Origin of the sequence: Burkholderia stagnalis (assembly GCF_039848545.1) — a bacterium.
Lineage (GTDB): Bacteria > Pseudomonadota > Gammaproteobacteria > Burkholderiales > Burkholderiaceae > Burkholderia > Burkholderia stagnalis.
On sequence record NZ_CP156685.1, the window covers coordinates 788179 to 801720 of the forward strand.

The following is a 13542-nucleotide window of genomic DNA, read 5'->3' on the forward strand; positions in this document are numbered from 1 at the left end:
CTCAGACCAACCTCAGACCAACCTCAGACCAACCCCTTCTTGCGCGTCGACAGCGCCGTTTCCGACAGGTCGATTTCGCGCAGCAGCTTGGCGAGCGTCTCGTCGGAGATCCGGTGATCGCCGCGCATCTTGTACAGCATCGAGCGTTCCGCGCGCACGGCCGCGATCCGCATCTGCAACTCCATCCTTTCGGACTGCCTGGCCTGCGCGCGCGGCGTCTTGTCGCCGTCGGACAGCGCGGCGAGGCGGCGCCGGTACTGCTCCATCACGCGCGCGGCGATGTCCGCGCAGCGCGCGGAGCCGGTTTCGTCGAGGTCGACCGAGATCGCATCGTGCGCGGTGTCGATCGCGCGGATCGCGGCCTGCGCGGCGGCCGCGCGCGCGCTGCGCTCCTCTTCCTCGTGCGGGTTGCGTGTCGAGCGCACGCCGCGCAGCAGCAGCGGCAGGCCGGCGACGGCGACGAACAGCGAACCGAGGATCACGCCCGACGCGATGAAGATCGCGGTGTCGCGCCCGGCGAGCGGCGTGCCGTCGCCGAGCGCGACCGGGATCGACAGCACGCCGGCGAGCGTCACCGCGCCGCGCACGCCGCCGACCGTCATCACCGCGATCGTGCGCAGCCCCGCCATCGTGCCGGCGAGGCCCTGGCGCGCCGCGCGGCGGCTCGCGATCCAGCGCAGCAGCCACACCCACAGGAAGCGGATCGCATAGAGCGCGACGAGCATCGCGAGCACGTTGACGATCATCCGGCCGACGAGCGCGTCGCTCGTATGGTGCGCGTCGACCAGCGCGCGGCCGATGATGTGCGGCAACTGCAGCCCGAGCATGATGAACACCATGCCGTTGAACACGAACTCGATCATCGCCCACGTGCTTTCCGCACGCACGCGCGCGGCGACCGTGCTTTTGCGCGAGAAGCTCGTGTAATTCATCATCATCCCGGCCGACACGGCGGCCAGCACGCCGGACAGGTCCAGGTGTTCGGCGAACAGGTAGGCGGCGAACGGCACGAGCAGCGTCATCACGATGCCGGGCGCCGGATCGCCCTCCTGCTCGGCGTTCAGGAAGCGCGTCGACAGCACGCTGAACAGCCACGACACCACCGCGCCCGTCGCGAGCCCGCCGGCGGCGACGATCACGAACGTCACCGACGCGTCGCGCAGCGAGAACATCCCGGTCAGCGCGGCGGCCACCGCGAACTTCAGCGCGACGAGGCCCGACGCGTCGTTCATCAGCGCCTCGCCTTCGAGGATGTGCATCAGCTGCGGCGGGATCCGGCCCTTTCCGGCGATGCCCGACAGCGCGACCGCGTCGGTCGGCGACAGCACCGCGGCGAGCGCGAACGCGATCGGCAGCGGCAACTCGGGAATCAGCCAATGCGCGAAATAGCCGACCGCGAGTACCGTCATGAAGACGAGCCCGAACGCGAGCATCAGGATCGCGCGGCGCTGCAGGTACAGCTCGCGCTTCGGAATCCGCCAGCCGTCCGCGAACAGCAGCGGCGGAATGAACAGCAGCATGAAGATTTCCGGGTCGAACGCGACGTGCAGGTTGAATGCCGGCCACGCGAGGATCGCGCCGAACGCGATCTGCATCAGCGGCAGCGGCAGCCGCAACGGCAGCACGCGGGTGATCGCGCCGGACAGCGCGACGGTGAGCAGCAGGATCAGGACGGTGAAGACGATTTCCATCGATACGTCGAAAGCGGGGAATGAAACGGCCGTACGGAGTGTAGCGTGCCGACGTGGCGGCTGCGCTCGAGCGCCGGTGCGCGTGCACCTTGTCGGTGCGCGCGGCATGCGCCACATCGGTGCGCCGGCCGCGCGAAGCGGCGTGGCGTGGCGGGGCCCGGTGCGCACGGAGCTTGCTTGATGCTTGCGGCCAAGCAACGACAACCCGCGACAACAACCGGAATCCGAGGGCTTACTCATCATGACCAATCGCGCGCCGTCCCGTCCGTCAGCCGCCGCGTTCGCCAGCATCAGGAGGAGGGTATGACGATCGTGCAACAGGAGCGTCCGGCCGCGGCGTCGCCGTACCGCTTCGAGCGGGAGGTGACGTCCGGCTTCGAGCGTCTGGCGACGCAGCATCACGACCTGACGCTCACGACCGTGTTCCAGCCGATTTTCAGCCTGTCGCACCAGCGCGCGGTGGGCTACGAAGCGCTGCTGCGCGCGCACGACACGCTCGACCGGCCGGTGTCCCCGCTCGACGTGTTCGGCGACGCGGCGCGCCACGGCGAGCTGCTGCAACTCGACCGGCTCGCGCAGGCGCTGCATCTCGAGAACTTCGCGCTGCTCGGCGCCGAGCGCGAATGGCTGTTCCTGAACGTGCACCCGGGCGTGCTGACCGATCCGTTCCAGGCCGCGGCGCTGCTCGCGAACCTGAAGCGCCTCGGCATGCCGCCGCGCCGCATCGTGCTCGAGGTGCTCGAGCAGCGCGCGGATGATCACGAGCGGCTCGCCGATGCGGTGCGCGAATTCCGCACGCACGGCTTCCTGATCGCGCTCGACGATTTCGGCGCCGGCCATTCGAACCTCGAGCGGATCTGGCAGCTCAACCCGGACATCGTGAAGCTCGACCGGATCATGCTGTCGCACGCCGCGCATCGCACCGGGCTCACCGCGATCCTGCACGGCCTCGTCACGCTGCTGCACGAGGCCGGCAAGCTGGTGCTGGTCGAAGGGATCGAGACCGAGCACGAGGCGCAGATCGCGCTGTCGTGCGAGGCCGACTTCGTGCAGGGCTACTTCTTCGGCCGGCCGGCGCCGGGGCTGCCCGACAGCGCGGCCGCGACCGCGTGCATCGGCGAGCTGACCGAGCGCTACCGCCAGCAGGCCGACGCGCGCGAGCGGCGCGACGCGCAGCGGCTCGCGCCGTACCTGCGCGCGTTCGAGCGCGCGGCCGAGCGCCTCGCGGCCGGCGAGCCGCTCGACGAGGTGTGCTGGAACTTCCTCGCGCTCGACGACGCGGCGCGCTGCTTCCTGCTCGACGGGCAGGGCCGGCAGGCGGGCCGCAACGTCGTGCTGCGCGCCGATCGCGCGACCCGCGAGGCGCGCTTCCTGCCGCTCGCGGACGCGCAGGGCGCGAACTGGCTGCGGCGGCCGTATTTCCGCGCGGCGATCGCCGAGCCGGGCCGCGTGCAGGTGACGCGGCCGTACCTGTCGATCAACGAGGCGCAGCCGTGCGTGACGCTGTCGGTCGCGATCCGCGTCGGCGACGCGCTGCGCGTGCTGTGCGGGGATCTCGACTGGGGGGATGAGGAGGTGGACGCGGGCGCGGGCTAGCGCGCGTCGTCCGGCGGGCGGCTTGGCGTCGCCCGTGCCGGTCGGCTAGGATGCGCGAATCTTCCTACGATTCGCGAGCCGCCGATGATCCGAACCGCCGCCCCGTCCGTCCTGCTCGAAGTGATCGCCACGACCGTCGGCGATGCGAAAACCGCCGCCCGCGCGGGCGCCGACCGTCTCGAACTCGTGACCGCGATCAGCGAAGGCGGGCTGACGCCGAGCGTGGGCCTCGTCGAGGCCGTCGTGGCCGCGGTGCCGATTCCCGTCAACGTGATCGTGCGGCCGCACAGCCGGTCGTTCGTCTATGACGCCGACGATCTCCGGGTGATCGAGCGCGACGTGCGCGCGGCGGTCGCGGCCGGCGCGAACGGCGTGGTGTTCGGCGCGCTCGACGCGCGCGGCGACATCGATCTCGGCGCGCTCGCGCGCATCGCCGCCGCCGCCGAGGGCCGCGCGCTCACGTTCCATCGCGCGTTCGACGTCGCGCGCGACCTGAATGCCGCGTTCGACGCGCTGCTGGGCGTGCCGCAGGTCACGTCGGTGCTGACTTCGGGCGGCCATCCGTCGGTGCTCGATGCGGCCGCGACGATCGCGCGGATGGTGCGGCGCGCCGAGGGCACGGCGTGCACGGTGCTCGCCGGCTCGGGGCTGACCGCCGACGCGGTCGGTGATTTCGTGCGCACGACCGGCGTGCGCGCGGTGCATTTCGGCTCGGGCGTGCGGCCGCGCGGCGAGGTGCTCGCGCCGGTCGACGAACGGCTCGTCGCGAAGGTGCGCGCGGCGATCGATGCGGCGGGATGACGAGGGCGCCGTCCGGCACGTCCGCGCGGATTGTGAGGCTCTGTCAGATCACCTTTGCGCCGAATCGCGGGCGTGCTATGGTCGGCGCCGCCCAGCCCGTTGCCGCTTGACGGAGGGCACCGCTCAACTTCGACTCGTCACACGATGAAACGTCTGCTGCTCCTCGGCCTGACCCTGTCAGCCAGCTCCGCCTTTGCCGCCAATCCGGTCCTGCTCGAAACCCCGGTGACCTACGCGCCGGATGCCAGTGTCATCAAGCAGGTCAGGGACGAATGCCACATCGAGGACTTGCTGACGCACCGCGTCGGCGACGTGCTTCGAAGGAACAACAGGAAGGGCAATGGCCTTCTCGCGTCGGAGGCCGACGCGGCCGACGCAACGACGCTGCGACTGCAGATCATGAACGTGTTCGGCGTGGGCGGCGGCGCGTGGAGCGGCCCCAAGGCGCTGACGGTGAGCGCGGACCTGTTGGAAGGCGGCAAGGTCGTCCGTCACACCACGGTCAAACGCTGGTCGATCGGCGGCATTTGGGGCGGATTCAAGGGAACGTGCTCGATTCTCGATCGCACGGCCATTTTCATCAGCAAGGACCTGGGCCGCTGGGTGCGCGACCCGTCCTATGTCATCAAGGAAGAGGCGCCGCCGGCGGAGGCTTCCGCGCCAGCGGCCCAAAGCGCGCCGGAATCGGCGGAAACGGCTGAGCCAGCGGCAAAGCCGGAGTGATCGGGCGTCCGGCATGCGGGCGCGTGCGGCATCCGGCCGCCGCGCCCGCGTGCCGGACCGCGCGTCAATTCGCGGCCGGCGTACACGCCTGCCGGGGCGCCGCGTCGACCGCCATCTGCTCGGCGTCGCTCGCGCGAATCCCGAGGCGCTCGAACAGCGCGCGATCGCGCTGCGTCTGCGGGTTGCTCGTCGTCAGCAGCTGGTCGCCGTAGAACATCGAGTTCGCGCCCGCAAGGAAGCACATCGCCTGCAGCCCGTCGTCGAGCTGCTCGCGGCCGGCCGACAGGCGCACCACGGCCTTCGGCATCGTGATGCGCGCCACCGCGATCGTGCGGACGAACTCGAACGGGTCGAGCGCCGCGGTGCCTTCGAGCGGCGTGCCTTCGATCGCCACCAGGTTGTTGATCGGCACCGAATCCGGGTACGGGCTCAGGTTCGCGAGCTGCGTGATCAGGCCCGCGCGCTCGCGGCGCGACTCGCCCATCCCGATGATGCCGCCGCAGCACACGTTGATGCCCGCGTCGCGCACGCGGTCGAGCGTGTCGAGGCGATCCTGGTAGGTGCGCGTCGAGATGATCTGCCCGTAGAACTCCGGCGACGTGTCGAGGTTGTGGTTGTAGTAGTCGAGGCCCGCGTCGGCGAGTTCCTTCGCCTGCTCGTCCTCGAGCATGCCGAGCGTCATGCAGGTCTCGAGGCCCATCGCCTTCACGCCGCGCACCATCTCGGTCAGCGCCGGCATGTGGCGCTCCTTCGGGTTGCGCCACGCGGCGCCCATGCAGAAGCGGCTTGCGCCGTTTTCCTTCGCGGCGCGCGCGGCGTCGAGCACCGCGTCGACGTCCATCAGCTTCTCGGCCTTCAGGCCCGTGTCGTGGTGCGACGACTGCGAGCAGTAGCCGCAATCCTCCTCGCAGCCGCCCGTCTTGATCGACAGCAGCGTCGACAGCTGCACCGCGTTCGCGTCGAAGTGCTCGCGGTGCACCTGCTGCGCGCGGAACATCAGGTCGTTGAACGGCAGTTCGAACAGCGCGACGACGTCGGCGACGCGCCAGCGCTGTGCGGCCGGGGCGGCCACGGGGATCGCATCGGGCTGCACGGCAGCGGTCTGGGCTTGGGTCATATCGTTCATCCTGGATTCGCGTGGGGGAATGTTGGGTTCAATGCTGCGCAGCGCGCAGCGTGTCGATGAGCGCGGCGACGTCGAGCATCGCTGCAGCGGATTCGGGGGTGGCCGGCGTCATGTGCGGAATGCGGCCGACGAGCGGCGCGCCGTGCTCGCGGGCGAGCCAGTCGCGCATCGTCGCGACGTTCTCGTCCGGGAACGACATCGCCGGATCGACGTGGTTCGCGACCCAGCCGGCGAGCGTGAGGCCGCGCCGGCGAATCGCATCGGCGGTGAGAAGCGCGTGGTTGATGCAGCCGAGCCGCACGCCGACCACCATCACGACCGGCACGCCGAGCGCGACCGCGAGGTCGGCCATGTCGTGCGTGTCGCTGAGCGGCACGCGAAAGCCGCCGGCGCCTTCGACGACGACGACGTCCGCGCGCGTCAGCGCCTCGCGATGGCACGCGACGATCGTGTCGATGTCGAGCGTCACGCCTTCCCGCGCGGCGACGATGTGCGGGGCGGCGGGCGCCTTCAGCAGGAACGGCGTGCGCAGTTCCGGCGGCAGCACGACGTTTGCGGCCGCGTCGAGCTGGTCGGCGTCCTCGTTGCGCCACACGCCGTCGCGCTCATACGCGCCGGCCGCGACGGGCTTCAGCGCGGCCGCGCGCAGGCCGCGCCGCGCGAAGCCGTGCAGCATCGCGGCGGACACGAAGGTCTTGCCGATCTCGGTGTCGGTGCCGGTGACGAACAGCGAAAGCGGGGGGGTCATGCCGCCGCCTCGCTCGCGGCGACCAGCGCGTTTTCGAGCCGCGCGAGATCGTCGAACGAATGCGCGGCCGACAGCGAGATGCGCAGCCGCGACGTGCCGGACGGCACGGTCGGCGGCCGGATCGCGGGCACCCACAGGCCGTGCGCGTCGAGCGCGCGCATCGCGGCGAGCGTCGCGTCGTTGCTGCCGATCACGAGCGGCTGCACGGCCGTGTGCGAATCGACCGGCTGCCAGCGCGTGTTGCGCAGCAGCGCACGGGTGCGCTCGATCAGCGCGGCGAGGTGCGCGCGCCGCGCGTCGCCTTCGTCGCCGGCGATCACCTTCAGGCTGGCGGACACCGCGTGCGCGACCGCGGGCGGCGCGGCGGTCGTGAAGATGTAGCTGCGCGCGCGCTGGATCATCCACTCGATCACGGTTTCGTGCGCGACGACGAACGCGCCCGCGACGCCGGCGGCCTTGCCGAGCGTGCCGACGTAGACGAGGTGCGGCGAGCGAAGCGCCTGGGCCGCGAGCGCGCCGCGGCCCTGGGGGCCGAGCACGCCGAAGCCGTGCGCGTCGTCGACGACGAGCCACGCGCCGTGGCGCTCGGCCAGCGCGACGAGTTCGGCGAGCGGCGCGATGTCGCCGTCCATGCTGAACACGGTGTCGCTGACGATCAGCTTGGCCTGCGCGTCGGACGCGTCGAGCAGCGCGGCGAGCGCGGCCATGTCCGCGTGCGGGTAGACCTGCACGTTCGCGCGCGACAGCCGGATGCCGTCGATCAGCGACGCATGGTTCAGCGCATCGGAGAAGATCGTCGCGTCCTTGCCGGCCAGCGCGGTGATCGCGGCGAGGTTCGCCATGTAGCCGGTGCTGAAGTACAGCGCGCGCGGCGCATCGGAGAAGCCGCCGCAGAAGCCGGCGAGCTCGTCCTCGAGCCGCGCGTGCGCGCGCGAATGGCCGCCGAGCAGGTGCGAGCCGCCGCTGCCCGAGCCGTAGCGCTGCGCGCCGTCGCCGAACGCGGCGACGAGCGCCGGGTGCGCGGCGAGGCCGAGGTAGTCGTTGCTCGCGAAGCCGACGATCTCGCGGCCGTCGACGCGCATGTGCGCGTCGCACGCGGTGTCCGCGGTGCGGCGCGTGCGGCGCAGGCCCTGTGCGTCGAGTGCCGCGAGGCCGTGTTGCAGGGTGTCGATGAGGCTCATCGGGCGGTCTCCGCGAGGGTGGCGTCGAGCGTGTCGCGCGTGCGTTGCGCGAGCCACGCGATGTCGGCGTCGTCGATCACGTACGGTGGCATCAGGTAGACGGTCGTGCCGATCGGGCGCAGCAGCAGCTCGCGCTCCAGCGCGCGCTCGAAGAAGCGCCGCGAGAAGCCGCGCGCGGCGTCGCCGTCGAGCGCGACGTCGAATGCGAACAGCGTGCCGCGCTCGCGCAGGTGGCGAACCTGCGGGTGCGCGGCGAGCGGCGCGAGCGCGTCGCGCAGCGTGGCCGTGTTGCGGGCGTTGCGGGCGAGCACGTCGTCGCGCGCGAACAAATCGAGCGTCGCGACCGCCGCGCGGCACGCGAGCGGGTTGCCGGTGTACGAGTGCGAGTGCAGGAAGCCGCGCGTCGTGTCGTCGTGGTAGAACGCCGCGAAGATCTCGTCGCGCGACAGCACCAGCGACAGCGGCAGGTAGCCGCCGCTGATGCCCTTCGACAGGCACAGGAAATCGGGCCAGACGCCGGCCTGCTCGCATGCGAAGAAGGTGCCGGTGCGCCCGCAGCCGACCGCGATCTCGTCGGCGATCAGGTGCACGCCGAACTCGTCGCACAGCGCGCGCAGCCCGCGCACGTACGACGGATCGTGCATCGCCATGCCGGCCGCGCACTGCACGAGCGGCTCGACGATCAGCGCGGCGATGTGCGCGCCGCGTTCGACGAACAGGCGGCGCACGTCGGCGAGCGCGCGGCCCGCGACGTCGGCGGCCGTCTCGCCCGGCTGCGCGAGGCGCGCGTCAGGCGACGCGACCACGTGCGCGTTGCGGATCAGCGGGTCGTACGCATCCTTGAACAGCGCGACGTCGGTGACGCCGAGCGCGCCGATCGTCTCGCCGTGATAGCTGTTGGCGACGCAGACGAATTCCTGCTTGCCGGCGTGGCCGCGATTGCGCCACGCGTGGAAGCTCATCTTCAGCGCGATCTCGACCGCGGACGCGCCGTCCGACGCGAAGAACGCATGGCCGAGCGTGTGCTGCGTGAGCGCGGCGAGCCGCTCGGCGAGCTCGATCGCCGGTTCGTGCGTGCAGCCGGCGAGCATCGCGTGCTCGAGCGTGTCGAGCTGGTCCTTCAGCGCGGCGTTGATGTCCGGGTTCGCATGGCCGAACAGGTTGACCCACCACGAGCTGATCGCGTCGAAATAGCGGCGGCCGTCGCGGTCGTACAGCCACACGCCCGCGCCGCGCGCGACGGGGATGAGCGGCAGCCGCTCATGGTGCTTCATCTGGGTGCAGGGGTGCCAGACCGCGCGCAGGCTGCGCGCGACCCAGGCGTCGGTCGCTTGCGTACTCAAAACGGCTCCGGGGGCAAAACGCGCGGCGTGCGGCATCCGGGGATGCGTCGCGGCCGCAGGGGATGACGGCGATGCAGGCCGTCCGGGCGGCATGCAAAACACGAAAAACGCGGTGAGATTAGCGTGTTCCGCGCTTCGATGCACTAGTGGTTACAAACGCCGCAAAGCCTTGCTGGGCGGGAGTTCGGCGCAGTTCGGGGCGGCTCGGGGCGGTACTCGCGAGAAGGGCCGAATTGCATGCAGATGACGACGTTCGAGTGACACCCCCCAACAGAAAAAAATCGTGGTTCGGCGCGGCGCAGCGCCGGGAAAAACGGGGGAGGAAGGGGCGCATCGGTGCGGCGAACGGCATGCGGACGGGCAACCGAACGGGAAATGTGCGACGAATGCGGAGCGACATGCGCTGGCCGACATGTCGCTTTCGATCGGACATTGCGCGTTCACGTCCGACGAATCACGCGATCGGCCGCGCGCGTCGGCGCGATCGCAAAACGGGATGAATGGGGGGAGGAGAAGGGCGAATCGGCCCGACGCGCGATCAGCGCGCCGCGAGGGCGCGCGTGGCGTGCGCATCGTCGTCGCGCACGCCGCTGTCCGCGGTCTGCGACGCCTGCGTATTCCACACGACGTGGTCGTTCACCGCATACAGCCGGCACGCGCCCGCGCCCTGCTTCGCGCAGTTGTCGAGCGCCAGAGCCATCGGGTCGTCGCCGCCTTCGGCCCACGACCATGCGCCTTCCTCGGACACCGCGAACGCGCGGCTCGGATGCTGGTGCAGGAAGCGGCGATAGCCTTCGCGGCCGGCTTCGTCGAGGAACGGCACCGCGTCGACCGCGTCGATCGACGCGAAGCCCGTCGCCTTCGGCTCGTGCGGGTTCGCGACCGCGTAGCGCACCGAGGTCGGCAGGTTCAGTTCGGCGAGGAACGCATGGACGGCCGGCCACCAGACGGGCACGCCGTCGCGATCGACGATCAGCCGGTGCGCGTCGTCCTTGTAGCGGCCGAAATCGACGAATTGCGCCTGGGTGCCGTGCGACGCGTACGCGTCGTGCATCTGCGCGACGAGCGCCGGCGTCCACACCGAGTCGTTGTCGCCGTACAGCCACAGCGACCGCACCGCGGTGCGCGCGCCGTACTGGTCGAACGCATCGACGAGATTGCGCTGCCAGCCGTCGCACAGGTCCTGGCGCAGCCCGCCGGAGAAATTGATGATGCCGCGCACGCCGGGCGCCGCCTCGGTGCCGTACGCGATCGACGCGAGCCCGCCGTGCGACGTGCCGGCCACGACGACGCGCGATGCGTCGACGTACGGCTGGCGCGCCATGTAGCGGACGGTAGCGTCGACGTCGGCCGCCTGCGCGAGGCCGTTCTTCGCGACGTCGCAGCCTTCCTGCCGATAGGTGCCGCCGGAGCCGGCGAAGCCTTGGCGGTTCGGCGCGATCACTGCATAGCCGCGGCGCACGAATTCGCGCGCGAATGCGAGCGGCCGGCTGCGCGGCTGCTGATGGAGATCGCCGGGGTTCTTGCCGTGGTTGAACACGACGAGCGGGAACGGGCCGGGGCCGTCCGGCTTGAACAGCGTGGCCTCGAGGGTGACGGTGCCCGACGCGTCGGCCGGGATGCGGACGATCTGTTCGTTCAGGTCGGCGGCGACCTGGGGCAGCCGCGAATCGCCGTAGTCGAAGCGCTCGGCACGGGCGAGCGGCCCGCCCGGGGTACCGGCGTGCGGCAGCGTATCGGCCAGCGCGGCCGACAGCGTGCAGGCCGCCACCCATCCCACCAGTACCTTGCTGAACGCCATTCGTATGCCCTGCCGCGCATGACTCACCCGAGGCTCATCGTAGCCTGACAATTTTGGGTTGTGCAATGCAGGAATTACCCGGCGTCTGACACAGCAAGTATTTATCAGCGCTCGCTTACATCGCCGTCGACATAGCGCCAGAACCCGTGCTCGTCGCGCTCGAAACGGCTCGTCTCGTGAAGCCGGTAGGCGCGCCCGCCGAGCTTGTAGCGGGCCACGAATTCGACCTCCGCGTGGCGCGCGTCGGCCTGCGCGTGGCGTTTCACCGCGAGGCCGAGCCAGCGCGGCGCGTCGGGGGCCGTGGGGTCGGCATCCAGATCGGCGGGGCAGGTGCGCGCGTCCCACGTTGCGCGCAGGTAATCGGTCGCGCCGAGCACGTACGCGCTGTACCGCGAGCGCATCAACTCGAGCGCGGTGGGGGCGGCTTCGCCGCCGTCGATGAAACGGCCGCAGCACGCGGCATAGCGCGGCGCCGGCGCGCGGCCGGCAGGGGCGGGGGACGCGCCGCCGCACGGGCACGCGTCAGGTCGGGACAAAGTCATGCGAAAGATGAATTAACGACGAAGGATTGTTACCAGGCGAGCTCGACGCCGTCGTACTGGAAGAAGCGCCCGTTCGCGAGCGCGATGTCGGCGGCCGCCTCGGCCAGCACGCGGCGCATGCCGGTCACGCTCGTCTGCGGATCGATCGCGGCCTGCGCGCCGCCCATCGCGGTGCGCACCCAGCCCGGATGCAGCGACACGCAGGCCGCGTGGCGCGCCTGCAGCGACGCGATGCGCAGCACGTCGTTGAGCGCGGCCTTGCTCGCGCGATACAGCCAGCCGCTGGTGCCGGTCGCCTCGCCGATGCTGCCCATCCGGCTCGACACGACCGCGAGCACGCCGTGTGTGTCCTCGACGAGCGGCAGCAGGATCGGCAGCAGCTGCATCGGCCCGCGCACGTTGGTGTGCATCACCGCGTCGAAATCGTCGGCGGTGACGGTTTCGACGCCTTCGGTCTGCGGCCCGTAGACGCCCGACACGATCACGGCGGCATCGAGCCGCTCGCCGTCGAGCTTCCAGCCGAGCGCGGCGATCTGCTCGGGCTGCGCGATGTCGAGCGCATGCGCGTGCGCGCCGAGCTCGCGCAGCGCGGCGAGCGACGCGTCGTCGCGCGCGGTGGCGATCACGTTCCAGCCGTCGCGCCGGTATTGCCGGACGAATTCGCGGCCGAGGCCGCGCGATGCGCCGACGATCAGTACGGTTTTCATGGTCGCCGCTCCTTGCGGGAAGGCTGTTTGGTCAGACGAGTTCGATAGCCATCGCGGTCGCCTCGCCGCCGCCGATGCACAGGCTCGCGACGCCGCGCCGCGCCGAACGCGCGCGCAATGCGCCGATCAGCGTGACGAGGATGCGCGCGCCGGATGCGCCGATCGGGTGGCCGAGCGCACACGCGCCGCCGTTCACGTTGACCGTGTCGTGCGGCAGCCCGTGCTCCTTCATCGCGGCCATCGTGACGACCGCGAACGCCTCGTTGATCTCGTACAGGTCGACGTCCGCCGCGCGCCAGCCGGTGCGCTCGAACAGGCGGCGGATCGCGCCGACCGGCGCGGTCGTGAACTTCGCGGGCGCCTGCGCGAACGTCGCATGGCCGGCCACGCGCGCGAGCGGCGCGACGCCGAGCCGCGCGGCGGTGGACGCGCGCATCATCACGAGCGCGGCCGCGCCGTCGGAGATCGACGACGCGTTCGCGGCGGTGACGGTGCCGTGCTTGCCGAACGCGGGCTTCAGCAGCGGGATCTTCGACGGATCGGCCTTGAACGGCTGCTCGTCGCGCGATACGACCCTGTCGTCCTGCCCGCCGTGCCGGCCGGCCACCGTCACGGGCGCGATTTCCCAGTCGAACGAGCCGTCCACGTTCGCGCGCTTCGCGCGGGCGAGCGACTCGATCGCGAACGCATCCTGCGCTTCGCGCGAGAACGCGTACTCGGCCGCGCATTCGTCGGCGAAGGTGCCCATCAGGCGGCCCTTGTCGTACGCATCCTCGAGGCCGTCGAGGAACATGTGGTCGAGCACCTGGCCGTGGCCCATCCGGTAGCCGGCGCGCGCCTTCGGCAGCAGGTACGGCGCGTTGGTCATGCTTTCCATGCCGCCCGCGACGATCACGCCGGCCGAGCCGGCGCGCAGCATGTCGTGCGCGAACATCGCCGCGCGCATCCCGGAGCCGCACATCTTGTTGACCGTCGTGCAGCCGGTGGCGAGCGGCAGGCCCGCGCCGAGCGCGGCCTGCCGCGCGGGCGCCTGGCCCTGGCCGGCGGGCAGCACGCAGCCCATCACCGCTTCGTCGACCTGCTCCGGCGCGAGGCCGGCGCGCGCGAGCGCCGCGCCGATCGCGACGCTGCCGAGCTGCGGCGCGGCGAGCGACGCGAAGTCGCCCTGGAAACCGCCGATCGGCGTGCGCGCCGCGGCGACGATGACGATCGGATCGTCGTGATCAACAGCGGTCATGATGCGTCTCCTGATCCCGTGCGGCGTCCGCGGCCGAGGCCGGCGC

The 13542-nt window shown here is 71.1% G+C and carries 12 protein-coding genes; 3 read left to right on the forward strand and 9 right to left on the reverse strand.

Going from position 1 to position 13542, the window contains the following annotated elements; genetic code table 11:
* Positions 1-23: 23 nt before the first annotated feature.
* Positions 24-1691, reverse strand: a complete 1668-nt coding sequence (locus ABFO07_RS03755) for a Na+/H+ antiporter (protein WP_059922987.1) — start codon at positions 1689-1691, stop codon at positions 24-26.
* 303 nt (positions 1692-1994) lie between these two features.
* Here ABFO07_RS03755 and ABFO07_RS03760 point away from each other — a divergent pair, with 303 nt between their 5' ends.
* The 3 genes from ABFO07_RS03760 to ABFO07_RS03770 all read left to right on the forward strand — a co-directional run bounded on the left by ABFO07_RS03760 (position 1995) and on the right by ABFO07_RS03770 (position 4811).
* Entirely contained in the window at positions 1995-3287 is a 1293-nt protein-coding gene (locus ABFO07_RS03760; protein WP_059803350.1) for a sensor domain-containing phosphodiesterase, read from the forward strand.
* 84 nt (positions 3288-3371) lie between these two features.
* Positions 3372-4088: a copper homeostasis protein CutC gene (locus tag ABFO07_RS03765; protein ID WP_059566428.1), complete on the forward strand. Its 717-nt coding sequence runs from the start codon at positions 3372-3374 to the stop codon at positions 4086-4088.
* A 144-nt stretch (positions 4089-4232) separates the two neighbouring features.
* Positions 4233-4811 carry a hypothetical protein gene (locus tag ABFO07_RS03770; RefSeq protein ID WP_059566429.1) on the forward strand — a complete coding sequence of 193 codons (579 nt, stop codon included), beginning with the start codon at positions 4233-4235 and terminating at the stop codon, positions 4809-4811.
* Between the two features lie 64 nt (positions 4812-4875).
* Here ABFO07_RS03770 and bioB read toward each other — a convergent pair whose 3' ends face one another.
* The 8 genes from bioB to ABFO07_RS03810 form a co-directional block, all read right to left on the reverse strand.
* Positions 4876-5928, reverse strand: a complete 1053-nt coding sequence (bioB, locus tag ABFO07_RS03775) for a biotin synthase BioB (RefSeq protein WP_059566582.1) — start codon at positions 5926-5928, stop codon at positions 4876-4878.
* A 37-nt stretch (positions 5929-5965) separates the two neighbouring features.
* The gene (gene bioD, locus ABFO07_RS03780) at positions 5966-6685 is read right to left on the reverse strand and encodes a dethiobiotin synthase (protein WP_347468358.1); all 720 of its coding nucleotides are present in this window, start codon (positions 6683-6685) and stop codon (positions 5966-5968) included.
* Positions 6682-7866 (reverse strand): 8-amino-7-oxononanoate synthase, encoded by a 1185-nt coding sequence (gene bioF, locus ABFO07_RS03785; RefSeq protein WP_347468360.1) that lies wholly within the window; start codon positions 7864-7866, stop codon positions 6682-6684. Before bioF ends, bioD begins: the two co-directional genes overlap by 4 nt.
* Positions 7863-9209, reverse strand: a complete 1347-nt coding sequence (bioA, locus tag ABFO07_RS03790) for an adenosylmethionine--8-amino-7-oxononanoate transaminase (RefSeq protein ID WP_059883206.1) — start codon at positions 9207-9209, stop codon at positions 7863-7865. Before bioA ends, bioF begins: the two co-directional genes overlap by 4 nt.
* A gap of 538 nt (positions 9210-9747) precedes the next feature.
* Positions 9748-11010 (reverse strand): dienelactone hydrolase family protein, encoded by a 1263-nt coding sequence (locus ABFO07_RS03795; protein WP_059911264.1) that lies wholly within the window; start codon positions 11008-11010, stop codon positions 9748-9750.
* A gap of 104 nt (positions 11011-11114) precedes the next feature.
* On the reverse strand, positions 11115-11552 hold the full coding sequence (locus ABFO07_RS03800) for a YchJ family protein (protein ID WP_060149034.1): 438 nt from the start codon (positions 11550-11552) through the stop codon (positions 11115-11117).
* Between the two features lie 29 nt (positions 11553-11581).
* Positions 11582-12259, reverse strand: coding sequence for an SDR family oxidoreductase (locus ABFO07_RS03805; RefSeq protein WP_059566435.1), 678 nt, complete (start codon positions 12257-12259; stop codon positions 11582-11584).
* A gap of 31 nt (positions 12260-12290) precedes the next feature.
* Entirely contained in the window at positions 12291-13496 is a 1206-nt protein-coding gene (locus ABFO07_RS03810) for an acetyl-CoA C-acetyltransferase (RefSeq protein WP_347468364.1), read from the reverse strand.
* Between the last annotated feature and the right edge of the window lie 46 nt (positions 13497-13542).